Here is a 21,109-nt window from a genome sequence, read left to right on the forward strand (position 1 = left end):
TGTGGGAGCGGGCAAGCCCGCGAAGAGGCCGGCGGCTATGCCACGCTGCTGCCCAGCAAATGGCTCATCGCCGCCTTCAGCTTCATCGGCCGCACCGGCTTGTGCATCAGGGTGTGGCCCAGCTCGCGGATCTGTTGCTTGAGCTCGTTGCTGTAGTTGGCGGTGATCATCATCGCCGGCAAGGGCTGGGCGCGGCGGGCATTGATCCGCGCCACGGCGTCGACGCCATTGCAGTCGTTGTCCAGGTGGTAGTCGGCGATCAGCAGGTCGGCCTCGGCATGGTAGTTGTCCACCTGGCGCGCCAGGTCCTCCTCCGACAGCGCGGTGACCACCCGGCAACCCCACCCCTCCAGCAGGGTGCGCATGCCGGCGCAAATCGCCGCATCGTTATCCAGCACCCACACCCGCGCCCCGCGCAGGCGCTCGAGCATCGGTTCGCTGATCGCCAGGCTCGGCTGGGCCTTTGGCGCAGTGGCGCTCAGCGGCACTTCGACCGCGAATACCGAGCCTTTGCCAAGCCATGACCGCACCCGAATCCGGTGGCCGAGGATGCCGGCGATCTTTTCCACGATCGCCAGGCCCAGGCCCAAGCCACGGTCCTGGTCCGGGCGCTGCACATCACCGCGCCTGAACTCCTGGAACATTTCCTCCAGGTGCTCTTCGGCGATACCGATCCCGCTGTCCCATACCTCGATCCGCAAGCCGCCACGCTGGCGCCGGCAGCCCAGCACCACGCGGCCGCTGCGGGTGTAGCGAATGGCATTGCTGAGCAGGTTGCGCAGGATCCGCGCCAGCAGCTGAATGTCACTGCGCACCACGGCGGAACAGCCCACGAAATGCAGCTCAAGCCCTTCGCTGCGCGCCACCTGGGCGTATTCGGCAGCGAGGTTGTCCATCAGTTCGCGCAGGGCGAACGGGGCGACATCGGCCTTGATCACGCCGGCATCGAGCTTGGAAATATCCACCAGGGTACCTAGCAGGTTCTCCACATCCTCCAGCGAGTTGCTGACATTACGCACCAGGTGAGCACTGTTGTGCGGCTCGCGGTGTTCGAGCAAGGCACTGGTGAACAGCCGCGCCGCGTTCAGTGGCTGCAGCAGGTCATGGCTGACGGCGGCCAGGAACTTGGTTTTCGACAGGTTGGCCTGCTCGGCCTCGCGCTTGGCCTCGCGCAGGCGCGATTCTACCCGGCTGCGCTCCTCGATTTCGCGCAGCAGCTGTTCGTTCAGGCTGGTCAGTTCGGCAGTGCGCTCGCGTACCCGTTGTTCCAGGTGCTGATACGCCTGGTGCAGCGCCTGTGCGGTATTGCGCCGCTCGGTGATGTCGCGGATCAACACGAAGATGCCCACCACTTCGCCATTGGCCAGGCGGTTCGGCACGTAGGAGCGCAGCATGTAGCGTTCCTGGCCGTTGATGTTGGTTTCGGCAAACTCGAAGGTTACGCTCTCCCCCGCCAGCGCCCGCGCCACGTAGGCCTCCAGGCGCTGGTAATGCTGCTCGCTGTGGGCCTCGCGCAGGCTCTGGCCCAGCATCACGCCGCGAGGCCAGCAGTACCATTCTTCATAGACCTTGTTGGTGAATTCGTAGACCAGGTCGGCATTCAGGTAGGCGATCAGCGCCGGCACATGGTCGGTGATCAGGCGAATCTGGTGCTGGTGTGCCGTCTCGGCCCGCTGCCGGGCCTCGCTGAGCAGGTGGTTGACGGCCTTGAGCTCGGCCATGGCCTGGTTCAGCGCTTCGGTGCGTTCGCGCACCTGTTCGGCCAGCACCACCGAATGCTGGAACGCGGCATAAGGGTCGTTGCCACGCGTGACGCCAGACTCGATACGCTCGATCAGTGCGCCGTTGATACGCTGCAGCTTGTGGTTCTGGTGCTGCAGCCGGGCGACCTCGGCCTGCAGTTCAGCGACCGACAGGAGGCCGGTTGCGGGCAATGGCGACCCCGGTGAAGGTCTGGTTGATGTGCATGCCATTGAACTGTTCTCCGTAGGTGTTGAAGCCGATCACCCGCTGCTCGCGCAGGAACGCGCCGATCGGCTCCAGGCCGTGCCGGGCTTCGAGCTCCAGCCGCCGCAGGAAGCAATCGCAACCGATGGTCAGCAGCAGCGGGCCGAGGCGCTGCTGCAAGCCGTCGAACAACTGGTGCAGGTTCGGCAACAGCGGGCCCGGGGTCATGGCGGTGAGCACGATGCCGTTCTCCACCGCGCAGTAGAAACTCAGGCTCAGGTCCGGGTGCACTTGCTGGATCGCCCGCACGTAATATTGGTCATGGATGCGCACGGCCAGCGGATGGGCGGCGAACACTTGATGATCGAGCTCGGCCACCGGCACGCCGATGTGCCTGGCGTATTCCTCGGCAGCAGGCTCGGCATTCAGTTCGAAGACCCGGCGCTGTGCACTGTCGGCACCGGTGACCACCAGCTTTTCCTGGCGCGGCAGGATGTGGTGGGTGGTGAACACTTCGAAGTCGAGCCAGGTATTGACCAGCACCACCACCGCGGCGCCGTGGTGGAACGCGCCGCCGAAATACACGTGGGTGCGGGTCAGGTAGTTGTCGTCGCCGGCCGAACCACCGAAATGCGGGATGTCGCCCAGGGCTGCACTGAGGGCGGCGAGCACCATTTCCTCGCGGCTGGACAAGCCGTCGAGCAGGGTCAGGGCAAAGCTGTGGCCCTTGATCGGCGCCAGGGTATTGCTGCGGCAGGTGCCGACCAGGCGCTCGACCATCTGCTGGGCGTCGATCAGGCTGAAGCGCTCCATTTCATCGATCAGCTCGGTGGCGATGGAAAAGTGCCGATGATCGAACCCGACTGCCGTTATGCAATTGCGGCCGTAGCCCAGTGGGGTGATTTCGCCGGCGCTGGTGCAACCGACCAGGCGGATGCCGCCAAAACCCTGCTCCAGGGCTTCGCCCAAGGCTTGCAGGTCGTATTCGGCGGAGCAGAAGAACAGCACGAAGCCCAGGTGCGGGTGCAGCAACTGCGCCGCCAGCTCCTGGGCTGCCTGCCGGGCGTCGGTTGCCTGGGACATGGCGCTGACCACACCGTCGTTGTGAGCCTGCTGCATCGTGGTCTCCGGCGCGGGGTGGCTGAGTGATGAGTGTACGAAGGCGATCATCGACGACGAATGCTACTTGGGTAGCGGGTGGGCGGTTCCATGGACGTAATATCACCGGCATGCGCGAGACCTTGTAGGAGCGGCCTTGTGTCGCGAAAGGGCTGCAAAGCAGCCCCAGCAATTTGTGCATCGCTGCTGAAATCCTGGGGCCGCTATGCGGCCCTTTCGCGACACAAGGCCGCTCCTACAATTGACCGTGTTGCCCGGTCTGGCAAGGCTTACCAGGTGAGCACCGCCCCCACCGCAAAGGTATCGGTGTCTTCGTTCTGGTCACTGGTTTCATGGCCGTCGATGGAAAACTGGTTGTACTCGGCAACCAGCTTGAGGTTGTCGTTGACGTCATGGAACAGCGCCACGCCACGGGTCTCGTAATCCGCACCACTGCCCACCGCGCCGTTGCCATCGTCCTTGGTCTTGCCATAGGACAGCGCCACCCGGTTCTTGCCGACCTTGTAGGAACCCTGCAGCAGGTAGCCATCGCTGTCGACATTGCGCAAGGTCGGTTCGCCAGCGTTGTTGGTGAAGAACGGGTTGATGCCCTTGGCCTGGAACCCCGAGCCGGTCAGCGACAGCCCCCCCATCTTCGCCTGCACACCGTAGCCGACACCTTTGGAGGTGACCGACTGCACCGCCGGGTCGGTGTTGTCGGAGGTCTGGTAGCTGCCGTTGAGCCAGCTGTAGATCTGCGCCCCACCCAGGTCGAACTGGTAGGTGATCTCGCTTTCGGTACGCGGGTTTTCCTGGTAGGCCTTGCCGGTCGGGCTGCTGTCGTTGGTGTCCACCGGGTCCATGATGCCCACCGCCACCCGCAGGCCGTCCATCACTGGCGTGCGGTAGGTGATCTGCGAGGTGGGGAACGGGTACGGGTAGCCGCTACCGATGTTGCCGAACGATACCCCGCCGCCGTCCACCAGCCCCAGGGTGTCACTGACCTGGCCATAACCGGCCAGCAGTTCGTCGAGCAGGATATTGGAACGGGCGAACAGCCCGAAGTCCTTGCCGATCAGCACCTCACCCCACTCGGGGTTGGCCACGGTGCCGTAGAACTGGCGCACATCGATGGCGGTGTCGGTGCCGTTGGTTTCGCTGTCGTTGATGGTCACCCAGAACGAGGCACGCGCGCCGAGCTTCAGGTCATCCACTTGCTTGCCCATGTTGAAGCCCAGGTAGTTGGGCAGAAAGCCCATCTTCACCCGTGACTGGCGGCGATCGAACTGCTCGCCCTGCCGGTCGACATCGCTGTTGACGTAGAAGGCGTTGATATAGCCGTCGGTGGAAAACGTCGTCTGGTCCTTGTCGTACAGCATGATCTCGGCCCGGGCGAGGCTGCTCAGGCAAAGGGTCGAGAGGCTGACGGTAACAGCCGCCAGCAAGCGTGGGGACAGTTTCTTATTGTTGTACATGGCGCGCTCCGAAACGGGGACGGGATGTCGGAGGCGATTATCAGAAGCTGGCAAACAGCCAGAAACGCTGCCTTGGAGGGGGCTGCCAGGTGCTTTGGGCCTGCGCGCGGGGCGTGATGATTCCGGCCCAGGACCGGGTTACGCCCAGAGGCAAGACTTCTGGCGTAACCCGTAGTAGGCCTCAAGCCTACTACCGCCCTTCAGCTGAACACCCAGAGTACGCGGGTGGGCTTGTCGGTGAGGTTGGCGTAACGAAAACTTGCGTGGGGTTGCAGCTGAAAACTGTCACTGGCGCGCAGCGTTACCGGCTCGCCACCATCCAGCCATACGGTCAGTTCGCCTTCGAGCACGAAGCAGCCCTGCTCCGAGCTGTCGTCCAGGTACTCCTCGCCACTGCTGGCCCCAGGCTCCAGGTGGCTGTCGAGCATGGAGAACGCGCCCGTTATCGTGGGGGATGCCAGCACATCGGTGATGCCACCGGCCAGGTGAAGGGTACGACGCTCGTGAGGGCGGGTGACCCACTCGAGCTCGCGCGGCTGGTCCAGCTTGTAGAAATAGGCCGTGGAGACGCCGAGCTCTTCGCTGATAGCCGTGAGGTCGGCCACGGTTGGGCGGGATACGCCCCGTTCGACCTGGGACAGAAAGCCCACCGAACGGCCGATGCGCTGCGCCAGCTCGCCCAGTGTCAGGCCCTTGAACTTGCGCAGGTCGCGAATCAGTACGGCCAGGCCTTCGATCTCTTCGTGCACTTTCATGGTTGAATCGCGACTTTCGGATGGGAAAATTGATGCCCTGAAAAGTACATGATTCATTTCACAAAGCAAGATTCTTCGCGGAATTGCACGAGCCGGCGAAGATATGCCTGGTCGGTTGACGCGGGCCCTTGTAGGAGCGGCCTTGTGTCGCGATGGGCTGCAAAGCAGCCCCAGGGTTTCAGCGCAGATGCACAAATTGCCGGGGCTGCTTTGCAGCCCATCGCGACACAAGGCCGCTCCTACACCTGACCGCGCAACCGGTCAGGTGGGGGCAACTGTCTCGCCCAGACGCTCAGCGAACAGCCTCGTACGTCAAGTCCAGGCACTTGCGGGCTTTTTCCACCAGTTCGTCGATCTCCTCGATGCTGATCACCAGCGGCGGCGCGATGATCATGGTGTCGCCCACGGCGCGCATGATCAGCCCGTTGTCGAAGCAATGCTGGCGACAGATCATGCCGACACCTTTGCCTTCATGACGCGCACGGGTGGCCTTGTCCTTCACCAGCTCGATCGCCCCGAGCATGCCCAGGCCGCGTACCTCGCCTACCAGCGGGTGGTCGGCCAGCTCGCGCAGGCGTTGTTGCAAGTACGGAGCGGTCTTGTCGTGCACCTGCTCGATGATCTTTTCATCACGCAGTATCCGCAGGTTCTCCAGGCCCACCGCAGCCGCCACCGGGTGGCCGGAATAGGTGAAGCCGTGGTTGAAGTCGCCGCCTTCGCTGATGACCTTGGCCACTTCATCTCGCACGATCACGCCGCCCATGGGGATATAGCCGGAGGTGAGGCCCTTGGCGATGGTCATCAGGTCAGGCTTGAGGTCGTAGTAGTCGCTACCGAACCACTCGCCTGTACGGCCGAAGCCGCAGATCACTTCGTCAGCGACGAAGAGGATGTCGTACCTGGCCAGAATCTCCTTCACCTTCGGCCAGTAGGTCTGCGGTGGAATGATCACCCCGCCAGCGCCCTGGATCGGTTCGGCGATGAAGGCGGCAACGTTGTCCACGCCAACTTCGAGGATCTTTTTCTCCAGCTGTTCGGCCGCCCACACGCCGAAGTCGGCCTCGGTCATGTCGCCGCCTTCGCCATACCAGTATGGCTGCGGGATGTGCACGATATCCGGAATCAGCCCGCCCTGCTGGTGCATGCCGCTCATGCCGCCCAGGCCCGCGCCGGCCACGGTGGAGCCGTGGTAACCGTTGATGCGGCCGATGATGACCTTCTTGTTCTTCTGGCCCTTGAGCGCCCAGTAATGGCGGACCATGCGCAGCACGGTGTCGTTGCCTTCGGAGCCGGAGCCGGTGAAGAACACATGGGTCATGCCTTGCGGGGCCACATCGGCGATCGCCTTGGCCAGTTCCAGCGCGGGCGGGTGCGCGGTCTGGAAGAACAGGTTGTAGTACGGCAGCTGCTTCATCTGCTGGCTGGCGACGTCGGCCAGCTCATCGCGCCCATAGCCCACCGCCACGCACCACAGCCCCGCCATGCCATCGAGAATCTTGTGGCCTTCGCTGTCCCAGAGGTACACACCCTTGGCCGAGGTGATGATGCGCGGGCCTTTCTCGGCCAGTTGCCGAACATCGCTGAACGGGGCCAGGTGGTGGTCGCGGCTCATGGCTTGCCAGGCGAGGGTCTGGGAATTCTGCTCACTCATTGACTTCACTCCATCAAGCTGCGCAGCCGTGCCACGCAGGTACTTTTTTGTAATTGGGAAAGATCGCTGTCAGGCGGACTTCAACAGCATCTGGCGCAATACCGAGCGATGCCGGCAGGCCTTGCCAAAGGACTGGAAGATGGTCAGGTAATGCGGGTTGTCCATGACCTGGTACTCGGGGTGCCATTGCACGGCCAGGGCAAAACCCTTGCTGTTCTCGACCGAAATCGCTTCCACCAGGCCATCGGGTGCCAGCGCCTCCACCCTCAGCCCGGGGGCCAGTACATCGATGCCCTGGCCGTGGATGGAATTGACATCGATGACCGCCGGCAAGCCCATGCGGTCGAGCATGCCGCCGGGCTCTATATGCAGGGCGTGACGCGGGCCGTATTGCTTTTCGATGGGCTCACCCTTGCTTTCGCGGTGGTCCATGAACATGCCGGTCTCATGCACCTTCTGGTGCAGGGTGCCACCCAGCGCCACGTTCATTTCCTGGAAGCCACGGCAGATGCCGAGCACCGGCACACCGGCGGCGATGGCCGCACGCATCAGCGGCAAGGTGGTGGCATCACGCAGCGGGTCGTGATGGGTGCCCGCTGCACTGGCCGGGCCGTTGTAGTGCAACGGTTCGATGTTGGACGGCGAACCGGTGAAGATCAGCCCATCCACCACGTCGAGAATATCGGCGCTGTCCATCAGGTCTGCGAGGCTGGGTATCACGATGGGCAGCCCGCACGCTGCCTTGGCCGCCGCGCGCGCGTACTTCTCGCTGATGGTCTGGGTTGCATGCAGCTCGATCATGCTGGTGCATGCGGTAATGCCGATAACGGGCACACGTGGCATATCTTCCTCCGGCAAATCCATATTGCGCGTTGTATTGAAACGGTAGAAAGGCAGGGTGCAGCGGCGCTGCACCAACCCCGGCAGCTACAGGAACCAGCGGTATTCGCGGGCATCGATGTGGCGCATGAAGTCCAGTTGCTCCTGGTATTTGTTTTCGCAGTAGACCATCACGAATTCACTGCCCAGGCCCTCGTTCACCTCCGGGTGGTGACGCATGGCCGCCAGGGCACTGAAGGCATCCTTGGGGAACTCGATGCCGCTCTGGCGGTTGTCGTTCAGCGGGGCAATGGGCTCGACGCCACGTTCCAGGCCATGCTCCATCCCGGTCAGGATGGCCGCCAGCACCAGGTACGGGTTGGCGTCGGCACCGGCGAGGCGGTGTTCGATACGCAGGTTGCGCGGGTCGGACTCGGGGATGCGAATACACGCATCGCGATCTTCGAAACCCCAGCTGGCCTTGCTCGCCGCGTTGACCATGGCGCCGTAACGGCGGTAGGCATTGTGGTTGGGGGCGAAAATCGGCATGCAGTGCGGCAGCAGCTCCAGGCACCCTGCCACCGCATGGCGCAGCTTGCGCTGGTCATCGCCGGCCAGGATGTTGTTGCCGGCGTTGTCGTACAGGCTGACGTGCACATGCATGCCGCTGCCCGGCGCGTCGAGGTACGGCTTGCTCATGAAGCTGGCTCGGTAGCCGTGCTTCATCGCGATACCGCGGGTACTGCGGCAGAACAGCGCCGACCAGTCCGCAGCGCTCATGGCATCGTCGCTGTGCGAGAAGTTGATCTCGAACTGGCCTGGGCCCAGCTCCGCGGTGATGACGTTCGCCGGCACGCCCTGCTCGTTGGCGCCATCGACCATCTCGTGCAGCACCGGTGCGAAGCGCGACAGCCGCTCGATGTGCATGTTCGGCTGGTCGTCGTGGTCGTCGGTCGCCTTGTCGCGTGGGTACTGTGGCAGGCCGTTGTCGAGCTTGCGGTCGAACAGGTAGAACTCCAGCTCGAAGGCTACCACCGGGCGAATGCCGCGACTGGCCAGGCGCTGGACCACCCGGGCCAGCACTTCACGGGGCTCGAACTCGATGGGCTTGGCGGTGCCGTCGGAGGTGATGAGCATCTGCGCGATCGGTTCCTTTTCCCAGCGCACCGGCTTGAGGGTACCCGGCACCAGGCGGCGGGCGGCATCCGGGTCGCCGTCGGCGAAGCAGTAGTCACCGATCGGGTAGAGGCCACCCTGGGTGCCCAGCAGCACGCAGTTCTGCGGCAACTTCAGCGGCGCGCCGGCTGCGACTTTTTCCAGCATGTCCATGGGGTAGCGCTTGCCGTAGAAGTGCCCGGGAATATCCAGTGCAATCAGGTCGACATAACGTATTTCTGGGTGCTGCGCTCGGAACGAGCGCACTTCAGTCAGCAGATCCGGAAAGACGACACTCATCTTCTTGTCCTTGTGAGGTGAACGAATTCAGTTGAAGACCCAGAGCACGCGGGTGGCTTTTTCCGTCAGGTTGGCGTAACGGAACTGCGCGTGGGGGTGCAGCTGGAAGCAGTCGTTGGCCTGCAGGGTCACGGCGTCGCCGTGGTCCAGCCAGACCGTGAGTTCGCCTTCGAGCACGAAACAGCCCTGCTCGGAACGGTCAGTCAGGTACAGCTCGCCACTGCTGGCGCCTGGCTCGAGATGGCTGTCGAGCATGGAGAACGCGCCGCCGATGGTGGGCGAAGCCAGCACATCGGTAATGCCCGACTCGAGGTACAGCGTGCGCCGCTCGTGGGGGCGCGTGACCCAGCTGACGCTGCGCGGCTTGCTCAGGTTGTAGAAGTACGCGGTGGATACGCCGAGCGCTTCACTGATGGCGGTGAGGTCGGCCACGGTAGGGCGCGAAACACCACGCTCGACCTGGGACAGGAAGCCGACCGAGCGGTTGATGCGCTCGGCCAGTTCGCCCAGGGTCAGGTTCTTGAATTTGCGCAGGTCGTGAATAAGGATCGCGAGGGCTTCAACCTCTTCGTGCATCTTCATCGTTTGAGACTGCCGTGAAATTTTTAGAGTTATTTTTCATGAAAAATTACATGAAAAATTTCACGAGTCAAGCCGAAGCTGAAAATGGGAAGCCGCGAATGGAGATGTGGGGGGCAACAAGTAGCGAAGAGGCGTAACGAGAAAAGTACCTTGAAGCCCTCAGGAAGCGAGGGCCTGCGAACGCTGCCGTACCGGCATTTCATAGCGGTGCGGTTGCTGCCAGGCCAGCTGTGCCTGGACATCGACCGCCGCATCCATCACTTTCTGCGCCCAGTTCTCATCCTTGGGGCACACCACCACCACGCGAAAACCGTGGTCGACGCCTTCCAGCCGCACGCCCTCGGAATCATCGACATGCAGGTCGATATCGAAGGCCGACGGCAACTTCGAGGGCGCATTCTCAAGCCCGTTCACGGCCAGGATATGCTGGTGCCGGTCACTGTTGACCACGCCATCGACGCGTATACCGTAGAGCATCAGCCAACGGCGGATGTAAGACGGCGTGCGCCCCGACGAGGTGTAGATCCAGATGCTGCAACCCTGGCGGCGCAGGTCGCGGATCAGCGAGCGCGTGCCACTGCGCAGGGGTTCACCCAACCAGCGGTGGACGAACGCCGGCAGCTTGCTGTGCTCGGCGGCGGCGTGGTCGGCCTGGCAGGCGAGCGTGTCGTCGATATCGAACGAAATGCGTACCTGCGGGCGATTGAACGTGCGCTCGATGGCTTGCCGCCCGCGCTGGAACAGAGAAGGGCTTTGCATCAGCGGCACCTCTCGCGCGCAGGCATGGATGTGCCGCCGAGGAAGAACTTGCCGGGCTCGGGCGCGTGCGCTTCAAGGAAAGCTGCATACTTTTTCTTGATCTTGGGTAGTTCGTACAAAGCCTTGACCCCATGCTTGGCGGAGTTGCGTATGACCGAGGACGGGTTGAAGTAACCCTCGGCGTTGTCCAGCGACAGCACGAATGGTGGTAGCCCCGCGCGCATCAGCAAGTAGCTGACAATGAGCGACCCTGTGCGGTTGTTGCCTTCGATGAACAGCTGCGGCTTGCTGAGAATTCGAACGTAGACACCCGCCGCACGCTTCCAGATCGAGTCGCTGCCATACGAGCAATACCAGTTGTAGAGGTCCTTGATGCCGCCCTCCACATTATTGAAAAAGTGCGCCTCGGTCGCCGCCAGGTGCGGGGCAAATTCCAGCCTGCGTGCCGGGTCGCTGCCGCACAGCACGGTGGCGTTGATCTCCAGCATCAGGTTCAGTTGCTGAAGGTCGAAAAGGTCGACACCCCGGGCGACATAGTCGTCAATCAGGGCATAGCCTTCAACCACATTCAGCAGCACCTCGTCGGTGAATGGATCCCGTGGTTCGGTGAAATGCTGGCTGAGTTCGGTAAAGCGGGCCTGCACCTCACGCAGTGCGCGCTCTACCGCTGGCAGATCAAGACGACGTGTCGCTGGCATTGGAAATCCCTGGTAACACTTGGCGGAAGGTAATGCGGCCGGGTGTTGCAGCCTTCCTGGCTGCAACACCCGGCCCCCTTGGCAGGTACGGCCTCAGCTGAACTTGCCGCTGATGTAGTCGGCGGTCAGCTGCTCACGCGGGTTCTGGAAAATCTGCGTGGTCGGGCCCATCTCGACCAGGTAACCGGTGCGGGTGCCCTTGGAGATGTCGACCGAGAAGAACGCGGTGGTGTCGGCCACACGAATCGCCTGCTGCATGTTGTGGGTCACCAGGGCGATGGTGTAGTCCTTCTTCAACTCGACCATCAGCTCCTCCACCCGGCGGGTGGCAATCGGGTCGAGTGCCGAGCAGGGTTCGTCCAGCAGCAGCACTTCCGGCTCGGTGGCGATGGCGCGGGCGATGCACAGGCGCTGTTGCTGGCCACCGGACAGGGCCAGGCCGCTGACCTTGAGCTTGTCCTTCACTTCGTCCCACAGCGCGGCGCCCTGCAGCGCGTGCTTGACGCGGTCGCCGATGTCGCCCTTGTAGCGGTTCAGGCGCAGGCCGAAGGCGACGTTGTCGAAGATGCTCATCGAGAACGGGTTGGGCTGCTGGAACACCATGCCGATGTAGCGGCGCACCACCACAGGGTCGACGCCCTTGCCGTAGACATCCTGGCCCAGGAAGTGCACATGGCCTTCGAAGCGGAAGCCCTTCACCAGGTCGTTCATGCGGTTGAGGCTACGCAGCACGGTACTCTTGCCGCAGCCGGACGGCCCGATGAAACCGGTGATCTCGTTCTTGCGGATCGGCACATGGCTGTCGCGAACGGCCATGAAATTGCCGTAGAAGATCTTGTCCAGCTTGCAGTCCATGACGATGGGGGCTTCGCTGACCACGGGAGCGGCTTTTGGCGCAGTGGATACGTTCAAGGTCGGATGCTCCCTTTCTCAATACTTGGGCTTGCCGAATACTCGGCTCAGAATGTTGATTACCAGCACGATCATCACCAGCACCAGCGAGGCCGCCCAGGCGAGCTCGAGCTGGTTGTCGAATGGCATGCCGGAGAAGTTGTAGATCAGTACGGCCAGCGAGGCCGTCGGGTTCATGACTGCCAGGTCGCCGTCATGCAGGATCCAGTAGTTGCTGAACAGCGCGGTGAACAGCAGCGGCGCGGTCTCGCCGGCGGCACGGGCCACGGCCAGCATGACGCCGGTCAGGATGGCCGGCAGGCCGGTGGGCAGGACGATTTTCCAGATCACCTGGGCACGGGTGCAGCCCATGCCGTAGGCGGCATCCTTCATGATCTTGGGCACCATCTTCATCGACTCTTCAGCGGTCAGCACGACGATGGGCAGCATCAGTACCGCCAGGGCCACACCACCTGCCGGGGCGGAGTAGGTGCCGGTGGTCATCACCACCAGGGCGTAGGCGAACACGCCGGCCAGGATCGACGGCAGGCCGGTGAGCATCTTGGCGGCAAAGCGCGCGGCGTTGGCCAGCTTGCTGTCCGGGCCGAGTTCGGCCAGGAACACCGCGGCCAGGATACCGACCGGTACGGCGATGGCGGCAGCAATGCCGACCATGACGAAAGTACCGGCCATGGCGTTGCCAAAGCCCCCGCCCATCTCGAAGCCGGTGGGCGGCAACTCGGTGAACACCTCCAGGTTGAGGCGTGCGCCGCCGCGGGTGATCAGCATGTACAGCACGGAAATCAGCGGCACGCTGGCCACCAGTGCCGCGAACCATGCCAGCGTGGTCAACACCAGGCTGCGCAGGGAACGGCCTTCCAGCTTGCGCTGCAGGCTGGGCAACGCGTTTGCAGGGGTGGTGAGGTTGGTCATCATTTGTTACCCCGCTGGGCGTAGAGCATGATCATCGAGCCGAGTACGTTCACCGCCAGGGTGATGAACATCAGTACCAGTGCCGCGTACATCAGCACCTCGATCTCGTTCGGGCCGGCCTCCGGGAAGTTCAGCGCCAGCAAGGCCGCCAGCGTGTTGGCCGGGGCGAACAAGGACAGGGAAATGTTGTTGGCGTTACCCACCAGCATGGCCAGCGCCATGGTTTCACCCAGCGCACGGCCCAGGCCGAGCACCAGCGAACCGAAGATGCCGGTGGCTGCCGATGGCACCATTACCTTGAGGATGGCCTCCCAATGGGTGGCGCCCAGGCCGTAGGCGGCCTGCTTGGTCTTCATCGGCACGCTGGTCAGGGCGTCCTGCGAAACGGCGGCGATGGTCGGCAGAATCATGATCGCCAGTACCAGCGCGGCAGGCAGCAGCCCTGGGCCGCTCAGGGAAGTACCGAAAAAGGGAATCCAGCCCAGCTCGCTGTTCAGCCAGGTGGTCAGCGGGCGAATGGCCGGGATGACCACATAGATCCCCCACAGGCCGTAAACGACGCTGGGGATGGCAGCGAGCAGCTCGACGATGGTGCGGAACACCGCCGCCAGCCGGGCCGGGAGGAAGTCCTGGGTCAGGAAAATGGCCATGCTGACGCCGAAGAAACCGGCGATCAACAGGGCGATCAGGGCGCTGTAAAGCGTGCCCCAGATCGCTGGCAGAATACCGTACTTGCCTTGGTTGACGTCCCAGACACTGCCGAACAGCACGTCAAAGCCGTGCTTCTCGATGCCTGGCAGTGCCTTGCGGCCTACTTCGTAGACCAGCGCGAAGACCAGCGCCAGCACCAGCACCACACCGATGCGTGCAAGCGCACGGAAGGTGCGATCAACCAGGAAGTCTTTCGCAGACGGTGGCTGGCACGCGGAGTCGGGGTTAGCCGGGATGGCAAAAGGAGTGTTCATTGGCAAGTTCCGGGACAGAGGGCAAACACACCCGGCATGGCCGCCAGACCACACCGGGAGCGCCTGGGCGTGTTACTGGATGTTGGCGGACGCTTTGCGTACCTGATCGACAACCGACGCTGGCAGCGGGATGTAGCCCATCGAGTCGGCGATCTTCTGGCCTTCGGTCAGGCTGTATTCGACCATTTCGCGCATGGCCTTGGCCTTGGCCGGGTTACCGTTGTCCTTGCGGAAGATCATCCAGGTGTAGGAAGTGATCGGGTAGGACTTGGCACCGTCCGGGTCAGGCAGCCAGGCCACCAGGTTCTCCGGCATCTGCACCGCAGCCAGCGCCTCGGCACCGCTCTCGGCGTTCGGCACGACATACTGGCCGGCCTTGTTCTGCAGCTGGGCGAAGTCGACCTTGGCCAGCTTGGCGAAGCCGTATTCGATGTAGCCGATGGCGCCTGGGGTCTGGCGGACGGTAGCGGTTACGCCGTCGTTCTTCGGCGATTTGATGAACTTGTCGCTGGCCGGCCAGTTGACGGTGTTGCCTTCACCCAGCGCTTGCTTGAAGTCAGCGTTGATGGCCGACAGGTGCTTGGTGAATACCGCAGTGGTACCGCTGGAGTCGGCACGCACGACCACGGTGATCGGGGTGGCTGGCAGTTTCAGCTCAGGGTTGGCTGCGACGATCTGCGGGTCGTTCCACTGGGTGATCTTGCCGAGGAAGATGTTGGAGTACACATCGCGCGGCAGCTTCAGCCCTTTAGGGTTGCCCGGCAGGTTGTAAGCCAGGACGATTTCACCGGCGGTCATTGGCAGCAACTGCACGCCCTCGCCGACCTTGGCGATTTCTTCGGCTTTCATTGCCGAGTCGCTGGCGGCGAAGTCGACGGTCTTGTTCAGAAAGTCCTGAACACCCGCCCCGCTCCCCTTGGACTGGTAGTCAACGGTGACACCGTCGGTTTCCTTGCTGAAGGCCTTGAACCAGGTCAGATAGATCGGTGCCGGGAAGCTGGCGCCGGAACCGGTCAGGCGGACGTTCTCTGCGGCGAAGGATGCCGAAGTGGCGCAAAGAGAAACGGCAACGGCGAGTGCAGCAGACTTCATCAGGCGTATCATCGAAAAGCGCTCCGTGTGATGGCCGGCACACTTTGCAGCAGCAATGTTACAGCTTTGTGACCAATGAATGGCAAGCCGCACGGTAGAGCCGTCTGGCGGCGCCATCACGGCAACATCAGTGAGCAGAGCCCTGGACGGGTTCCTGTCTCAACCCTAAGGCCTCTATGTGTCGGTTGAATGACTGTTTCGAGTGGGCGACAGGTTTCCTGGCACCGCTGGTCGATTACCGGGCACTCGGGCGTTGCCGCGGCATTCAACCGCTCATGCAAACCAGACGGGAGTGAATGCCATGCCACGCGGCGACAAGGACAAGTACACCGACAAGCAGAAGCGCAAGGCCGAACATATCGAGGAAAGCTACGAGCACAAAGGCGTGCCGAAAGACCAGGCCGAAGCGCGCGCCTGGGCCACCGTCAACAAACAGTCCGGGGGTGGCGAGAAGAAAGGCGGCTCGGGCAAGGCCACCTCTTCCAGCGAGAAGAAAACTGCCCGCTCGGACTCGGCCAAACGGGCGGCGAAGTCACGCCAGGGTCATTCCCGCACATCGGGCAGTTCCCTGGAAACCCAGAGCAAGCAAAGCCTGATGAAGGAAGCGCGCAGCAAAGACATCAAGGGGCGCTCCACCATGACCAAGGCGCAATTGGTGGAAGCGCTCAAACACGCATGACACAAGCCCCCGGCCCGGCGAATGCAACGCGGTGCATGGCACCGGCTACGCCGGTGTTCGCGGGCAAGCCCGCTCCCACACCGACCCGTGCAGGCTTCAAGATCCTTGGGCAAGGCCATGGCCTCTACTGGAATGGCGCCAACCCTGGGCCAGGCGCGATTCCTGTGGGAGCGGGCGAGCCCGCGAAGAATGCAACGCGGTGCATGGCACCGGCTACGCCGGTGTTCGCGGGCACGCCCGCTCCCACAGGGACCACATCGCACTCAAGGTCCGCGAAGCTTCAACTGCATCAACCAATCCCGGCGATATCCGCCGCGTCGGCATCCCGGCAACTGTTGCGGGACGCGCATACGAATTCCGCCTCGGCGCGTGTCGGGTAGTTGAGGGTCAGGCGCAGCTTTTCTTGTGTGTCATAAAGGTCATAACCCTCCCCTAACGTCGCGGGAAAGCCAAGACTACGCGGGTAAATCTCTTTCTTGAGCGGCACAGCGGGAACCACAACAAAGCGCGTCTGCATGTTCATCCCCCTCCCGGCAGTCTCTTAGTATTAGTACCGCTAAGGGAAAGCATCAAGGTGACTCATACAAACAATCGCAACGCCGTGGTTACCCGCGAAAAGGCTGGGGCATCGCTACAGCGTAAACAACAGCTCCTGGCCAAGATACCTGGCGCTAACCTGATGCCCTGTTTCGTTCAGGTCGAATGGCTGGCACATGGCCCCTGTAGTCACCACATCGCCTCCCTTCAGGGTCTGACCACGTTCGGCGGCATGCGCATAAAGGTGGGCCAGCGATGCCAACGGGTCGGTCGCCGCATCGCCAGACAAGCCCCGCGCCCGCAACTGACCGTCTACGTATACCTCGGTGGTTTCGGCCAGGTCAGCCAGCAACGGCACATCGATGCCTGCTGCCAGGCTGTTGCCAATCACCAGCGCTTCAAACCCAACGTTGTCCGCCACGAAGCTTGGCCACCCAACAATCTTGCGATCGACGAAGCGCGAGCGCACCACTTCGAAGGTGACACAGGTAGCGCGAATATCTTCGCTGGCCGGCACCCGCCCAACCTGGGGTGGAATATCGCGATCCAGCACGAAGGCGACCTCGCATTCGATGGTTACCGGCGTAACGGCCGGCAACCGAATGTGCACACCACCAGCATGACAGCGCCCCGCCTCCAACTGGCCAATCAAGGGCCGGGACAAATTGGCCGCCCGCATGGCTGCGGGGCTGCCGACACCCAGCTTCCACCCGGCACGCTGGCCTGCGGCGGCCGCAAACAACTCGTCCTGGCTGTCATAGCCCTGTTTCAACGTCTCGGGTTTGAGGCTGGCGGGCAGTTCCGCCAGCAGCTCACCGCTAAGCCAGTGCTGCAGCAACAATGCCGCGGTACGCTGGGGAATGAAGAGCGAATTGTTCATCAAGACCTCGTGATTGATGGGCGATGGCGGGCAACAGATGCTAGAGCGTGGCATTGATAAGGATAAATATATTGTCATGATGCCTGGCATCACAAACCGTTATGACCCTGCCTGACGCAATCCCGTGTAGGAGCGGCCTTGTGTCGCGATGGGCCGCAAAGCGGCCCCGGCAATGTGTCCATTTGCGCTGAAACCCGGGGCCGCGTTGCGGCCCATCGCGACACAAGGCCGCTCCTACAGGATTACCTGTCAGCAGCAATACGTAGGCCATCGCCGCCACCGCCGCGACCGCCGCACTGATCAGGAACGCCGAGGCAAACGACCCGGTCTGCGGTGGAGCTGGCCATGTTCACGCTGAACAACGCGCAGCACAGCAGGGCCACGCTGAGCATGAAGCCGCTGCCGAACAGCGCGGGGTCGTGATGCGAGCGGCCCTGGCTACTAAACCGGCAGCTCGGTGGTCAGCTTGATCTTCTCCATCGGCACTTCGGTCTTGACGTTCTGCACCACGCTCAGGCTGGTCAGGTGCGCGATCTGAAAGCGCCGATAGGCCTCCAGGTCCGCCGCCACCACCCGCAACAGCAAGTCGCAGTCACCCGCCATCACATGGCACTCCACCACTTCGGGCAACTGGCGCACCGCCTCGACGAACTCGTCGGTGGTTTCCTGGTCCTGGCGCTTGAGCCACACCCGCACGAACAGGGTCAGACCCAGCGCCACCTTGGCCGGGTCCACCAGCGCCACGTAGCGCTCGATCACCCCGGCCTCTTCCAGCAGGCGCACCCGCCTGAGGCACGGCGAGGCAGACAGCCCAACCTGTTTGGCCAGTTCCTGGTTCTGTAGCCTGCCATCGCGCTGCAGTGCTCGCAGGATACGTCGATCGATAGCGTCGAGCTTGATTGGCATTGAAGAACCTCAAATTGCCAGTTGCCAGTAGCAGATGCCAAATCTTCCAAGCTCCGGTGCAACTACGCAAGCCAATTCCAGCAATACATTGGAATAATTTACCTCCACTGGAGGTGCCCATGAATACCCTTGAACCTGTACTGAACGATCCCCCCGCCGCCACGCCGGAAAGCGAACTGCGTCGTGGCGCCACGGCCGCCCTGCCGGTGCTGCTGGGTTTCATCCCCTTCGCCCTGGTGCTCGGCGCCCAGGCTTCCCGGCAGCAGCTCGCGGCAGGCGAAGTGGCGCTGATGACCGGGCTCAACTTCGGCGGTGGCTCGGAGTTCGCCGCCATCGAGCTATGGACCTCGCCGCCGGTGGTCCTGGTGATTGTCGCCATGACCCTGCTGGTCAACAGCCGCCACCTGCTGATGGGCGCGACCCTGGCGCCGTACCTGCGCCACCTGCCGTTGCCAAAAGCGCTCGGTGCCTTGTTCTTCATGTGCGATGAGAGCTGGGCCATGGGGCTGGCCGATGCGCGCCAGCGCGGTAGTTTCAGCCTGCGCTACTTCATGGGGGTGTCGCTGTGCCTGTGGGTGACCTGGGTCGGTTTCACCAGTCTTGGTGCGCAGGTCGGGCCGTTGCTTGGCGACTTGCGCAGCTATGGCTTCGACATGGCCTTCGCCGCCGTCTTCCTGGTGCTGCTGAAAGGCATGTGGAAAGGCGTGCACGCCGCCCTGCCCTGGCTGTTCAGCCTGGTCACCGCGGCGCTGTTCTACCTGCTGATCCCCGGCGGATGGTACGTGCTCGCGGGCACCGTGGCTGGCCTGGTCAGCGCTTACCTGTGGGCCAAGCCATGATCGACGTCGCTACGCTGGTCACCATTGTGGGCATGGCGGTGGCCACCTACCTCACCCGTGCGCTGGGCTTTCTGCTGTTGCGCAACCGAACGCCAGGGCCGCAACTGACCCAGGTGCTGAACGCCGCGCCCGGCTGCGTACTGATCGCCGTGATCGCGCCCAAGTTCGTTTCCGGCCATCCGGCCGACCTGATTGCGCTGGGGCTTACCGTGTATGCGGCTTCGCGGTATTCCATCCTGCCGGTGGTGGTGTTTGCCATTGTCGTGACGGGGGTGTTGCGGGGGCTGTTGCCAGGGTGACTCACCTGGACATGGAAGCGGTCAACTCAAGAGCGGTGACGGTACTCACCTCGTCACCCTCACTCCATTGACGCAAATCAAGCCGCCGGCCCCGGTTCGCGCGACGATGGCTGTCAGCAAGGAACGAATCGAAAACCGCCATGCGCATTGTGCTCAAGGCCATCGCCATCGATCACCGTGCGCGGCTTTGGACAAGGAGCCCCACATGAGCCCGCTGAACCACGTACTGGTAGCCACCGACCTGTCCACGTCTGCCCGCAACGCGGCAGAACGCGCTGCGTACCTGAGCAAGGAGCAACAGGCATCGCTGGACCTGCTGTACGTTGCCAACCCGGCCCCCTTCGAGCGCCTGAAACAGCTGGTGGCACCGGGTGACGACCTGCTTAAGCGCGTGCTGGATACCGCAGGCGAAAAAATTCGCGCACTGGCTGCAATGCTGTTCCAGCGCCATGACATCGCCGCTGGCGTGCAGGTCGCGCACGGCTCGGTGACCACGGAGATCACCCGTGTGGTGCAGGATAAACGCAGCGACCTGCTGGTGTGCGGGGCGAAGGGCCAGAGCATGGCGCGGCGCCTGCTGCTGGGCTCCACTGTGCAGAAGATGCTGAACCGCATGCCCTGCCCTTTGCTGGTGGTCAAGCAGGCGCCACGCGATGCGTACCGGACCTTGCTGGTTGCAGTTGATTTTTCGCCTTCGTCACTGCGCTCCATCGAACTGGCAAAAGCCATTGCCCCACAGGCCGAGATCATTCTGTTGCATGTGTACGAAGCGCCGTTCGAAGGCAGCATGCGCTTCGCCCACATCGACCATGACACGCTTGCACACTACCGCAATGTCATCCGCAAAGATGCGGTGAAGCAGCTCGCGGCCTTGAGCGAAACCGCCGGAGTGGCAGATGCTCGGCAGATCGTGGTGCATGGCGACCCTGGCTGGCGGATTGCCGAGCAGGAACAACAGCTGGAATGCGACCTGATCGTGGTTGGCAAGCAAGGGGAAAGCGCGCTTGAAGAGCTGCTGATAGGCAGCGTCACCAAGCATGTGCTGAACGAATCCCAGTGCGATGTGCTGGTGTCGCCATAGGATGCAGGTGATGTGGAGGACGCTTGCGTGTCCTCCACCGAAGCCCGCGCCATCTACCGCGGCGCCTGCTTCGCGGGCTCGCCCGCTCCCACATGGATCGCGCTGGCCTTCAGGTTGTGGGCACGACTGTTGCGCCCTCAGTTTTTTTCTGGCTTCAAGCGCCACGCAAAACCTGTGGGAGCGGGTTCACCCGCGAACACGGGCGAAGCCCGTGCCATCCACCACGGCGCCTGCTTCGCGGGTCAGACCGGAACAGACAACCCGACCTTGACCTTGTCCAGGACAATCAGCGTCCGATAGGTCAGGATGTCCTCGTTATCCGCAAAATGCAGCCTGACCAGCTTTTCGAAATGCGCCACATCACGGGCAAGCATGACGATGATGAACGAAACCCCGCCGTTGACGAAGTAACACTGCTGTATCTCCTCGACATTGGCGAAGTACCGTTTGGCGCGGTCCATCACCAGGGATCGGTCGTCCCGCAAGCGCGATTCGACAATGGCGGTAATCATCTGGCCGACACTCTCCGGGGCGATCACCGCAGCGTTGGCGACGATCACCTCGCTTGCCTCCATCTGGGCGATACGCCGCTGTACAGCAGGCGTGGACAGACCGATTTCCTCGGCAATCGCTCGCTGGGAGGTTTTGTTGTCGCGCTGAAGCAGCCGCAGAATCGCATGATCGAAGCCGTCAAGCGGGCGGCTGGTGGAGTCACTCATTTTCGGGTTCCAAAGAAAGCAGTTCGCTCATCGGGGGGCTATTTTCACA

At 62.7% G+C, this 21,109-nt stretch carries 22 protein-coding genes and 1 pseudogene; 4 read left to right on the forward strand and 19 right to left on the reverse strand.

From position 1 onward, the window contains the following. Window positions 1–35: 35 nt before the first annotated feature. From C163_RS15250 to pstS, 14 genes are all read right to left on the reverse strand, one after another. Window positions 36–1,934, reverse strand: a complete 1,899-nt coding sequence (locus C163_RS15250) for a NahK/ErcS family hybrid sensor histidine kinase/response regulator (RefSeq protein ID WP_025339566.1) — start codon at window positions 1,932–1,934, stop codon at window positions 36–38. Further along, complete coding sequence (gene nosP, locus C163_RS15255; RefSeq protein WP_025339567.1) at window positions 1,903–3,066, reverse strand: nitric oxide-sensing protein NosP; 1,164 nt, start codon at window positions 3,064–3,066, stop codon at window positions 1,903–1,905. The genes C163_RS15250 and nosP overlap by 32 nt, the downstream gene beginning before the upstream one ends. A 269-nt stretch (window positions 3,067–3,335) precedes the next feature. Further along, on the reverse strand, window positions 3,336–4,520 hold the full coding sequence (locus C163_RS15260) for a porin (protein ID WP_025339568.1): 1,185 nt from the start codon (window positions 4,518–4,520) through the stop codon (window positions 3,336–3,338). A gap of 200 nt (window positions 4,521–4,720) precedes the next feature. Then, window positions 4,721–5,275: a helix-turn-helix domain-containing protein gene (locus C163_RS15265; protein ID WP_025339569.1), complete on the reverse strand. Its 555-nt coding sequence runs from the start codon at window positions 5,273–5,275 to the stop codon at window positions 4,721–4,723. 292 nt (window positions 5,276–5,567) lie between these two features. Continuing rightward, the gene (locus tag C163_RS15270) at window positions 5,568–6,926 is read right to left on the reverse strand and encodes an aspartate aminotransferase family protein (protein ID WP_025339570.1); all 1,359 of its coding nucleotides are present in this window, start codon (window positions 6,924–6,926) and stop codon (window positions 5,568–5,570) included. Between the two features lie 69 nt (window positions 6,927–6,995). Continuing rightward, window positions 6,996–7,769 (reverse strand): gamma-glutamyl-gamma-aminobutyrate hydrolase family protein, encoded by a 774-nt coding sequence (locus C163_RS15275; RefSeq protein ID WP_025339571.1) that lies wholly within the window; start codon window positions 7,767–7,769, stop codon window positions 6,996–6,998. Window positions 7,770–7,853: 84 nt separating this feature from the next. Next, entirely contained in the window at window positions 7,854–9,200 is a 1,347-nt protein-coding gene (locus tag C163_RS15280; protein ID WP_025339572.1) for a glutamine synthetase family protein, read from the reverse strand. Between the two features lie 27 nt (window positions 9,201–9,227). Next, window positions 9,228–9,782 carry a helix-turn-helix domain-containing protein gene (locus C163_RS15285; protein ID WP_015270026.1) on the reverse strand — a complete coding sequence of 185 codons (555 nt, stop codon included), beginning with the start codon at window positions 9,780–9,782 and terminating at the stop codon, window positions 9,228–9,230. Window positions 9,783–9,941: 159 nt separating this feature from the next. Then, window positions 9,942–10,541 (reverse strand): hypothetical protein, encoded by a 600-nt coding sequence (locus C163_RS15290; protein WP_025339573.1) that lies wholly within the window; start codon window positions 10,539–10,541, stop codon window positions 9,942–9,944. Further along, entirely contained in the window at window positions 10,541–11,239 is a 699-nt protein-coding gene (locus tag C163_RS15295; RefSeq protein WP_025339574.1) for a hypothetical protein, read from the reverse strand. The genes C163_RS15290 and C163_RS15295 overlap by 1 nt, the downstream gene beginning before the upstream one ends. A 93-nt stretch (window positions 11,240–11,332) precedes the next feature. Next, window positions 11,333–12,094 carry a phosphate ABC transporter ATP-binding protein PstB gene (pstB, locus tag C163_RS15300; RefSeq protein WP_031324478.1) on the reverse strand — a complete coding sequence of 254 codons (762 nt, stop codon included), beginning with the start codon at window positions 12,092–12,094 and terminating at the stop codon, window positions 11,333–11,335. 75 nt (window positions 12,095–12,169) lie between these two features. Beyond that, window positions 12,170–13,063, reverse strand: a complete 894-nt coding sequence (pstA, locus tag C163_RS15305) for a phosphate ABC transporter permease PstA (RefSeq protein ID WP_024086822.1) — start codon at window positions 13,061–13,063, stop codon at window positions 12,170–12,172. Continuing rightward, window positions 13,063–14,028, reverse strand: a complete 966-nt coding sequence (gene pstC, locus C163_RS15310; RefSeq protein WP_023661148.1) for a phosphate ABC transporter permease subunit PstC — start codon at window positions 14,026–14,028, stop codon at window positions 13,063–13,065. Before pstC ends, pstA begins: the two co-directional genes overlap by 1 nt. A gap of 72 nt (window positions 14,029–14,100) precedes the next feature. Continuing rightward, complete coding sequence (gene pstS, locus C163_RS15315) at window positions 14,101–15,132, reverse strand: phosphate ABC transporter substrate-binding protein PstS (RefSeq protein ID WP_025339575.1); 1,032 nt, start codon at window positions 15,130–15,132, stop codon at window positions 14,101–14,103. A gap of 289 nt (window positions 15,133–15,421) precedes the next feature. Between pstS and C163_RS15320 the strand changes: the two genes are divergently transcribed. After that, window positions 15,422–15,799, forward strand: coding sequence for a hypothetical protein (locus tag C163_RS15320; RefSeq protein WP_025339576.1), 378 nt, complete (start codon window positions 15,422–15,424; stop codon window positions 15,797–15,799). Between the two features lie 289 nt (window positions 15,800–16,088). Here the strand turns inward: C163_RS15320 and C163_RS15325 are convergent, their stop codons facing one another. From C163_RS15325 to C163_RS15335, 4 genes and pseudogenes are all read right to left on the reverse strand, one after another. Then, window positions 16,089–16,322, reverse strand: coding sequence for a hypothetical protein (locus C163_RS15325; RefSeq protein ID WP_025339577.1), 234 nt, complete (start codon window positions 16,320–16,322; stop codon window positions 16,089–16,091). A 108-nt stretch (window positions 16,323–16,430) separates the two neighbouring features. After that, window positions 16,431–17,216, reverse strand: a complete 786-nt coding sequence (locus tag C163_RS15330; protein ID WP_025339578.1) for a 2-keto-4-pentenoate hydratase — start codon at window positions 17,214–17,216, stop codon at window positions 16,431–16,433. A gap of 250 nt (window positions 17,217–17,466) precedes the next feature. Continuing rightward, window positions 17,467–17,632: pseudogene (locus C163_RS27740) on the reverse strand (MFS transporter); the annotation flags it as partial. A gap of 25 nt (window positions 17,633–17,657) precedes the next feature. Next, entirely contained in the window at window positions 17,658–18,122 is a 465-nt protein-coding gene (locus tag C163_RS15335; RefSeq protein ID WP_081742284.1) for an Lrp/AsnC family transcriptional regulator, read from the reverse strand. Window positions 18,123–18,241: 119 nt separating this feature from the next. Here C163_RS15335 and C163_RS15340 point away from each other — a divergent pair, with 119 nt between their 5' ends. The 3 genes from C163_RS15340 (at window position 18,242) to C163_RS15350 (ending at window position 20,341) form a co-directional block, all read left to right on the forward strand. Continuing rightward, window positions 18,242–18,961 (forward strand): AzlC family ABC transporter permease, encoded by a 720-nt coding sequence (locus tag C163_RS15340; RefSeq protein ID WP_025339580.1) that lies wholly within the window; start codon window positions 18,242–18,244, stop codon window positions 18,959–18,961. Continuing rightward, the gene (locus C163_RS15345; RefSeq protein WP_025339581.1) at window positions 18,958–19,260 is read left to right on the forward strand and encodes an AzlD family protein; all 303 of its coding nucleotides are present in this window, start codon (window positions 18,958–18,960) and stop codon (window positions 19,258–19,260) included. The genes C163_RS15340 and C163_RS15345 overlap by 4 nt, the downstream gene beginning before the upstream one ends. A 205-nt stretch (window positions 19,261–19,465) precedes the next feature. Next, on the forward strand, window positions 19,466–20,341 hold the full coding sequence (locus C163_RS15350; protein ID WP_025339582.1) for a universal stress protein: 876 nt from the start codon (window positions 19,466–19,468) through the stop codon (window positions 20,339–20,341). 242 nt (window positions 20,342–20,583) lie between these two features. Here C163_RS15350 and C163_RS15355 read toward each other — a convergent pair whose 3' ends face one another. After that, window positions 20,584–21,060, reverse strand: coding sequence for an Lrp/AsnC family transcriptional regulator (locus C163_RS15355; protein ID WP_025339583.1), 477 nt, complete (start codon window positions 21,058–21,060; stop codon window positions 20,584–20,586). Between the last annotated feature and the right edge of the window lie 49 nt (window positions 21,061–21,109).

The sequence above is a fragment of the Pseudomonas sp. FGI182 genome, assembly GCF_000511325.1.
GTDB classification, from domain to species: domain Bacteria; phylum Pseudomonadota; class Gammaproteobacteria; order Pseudomonadales; family Pseudomonadaceae; genus Aquipseudomonas; species Aquipseudomonas putida_Z.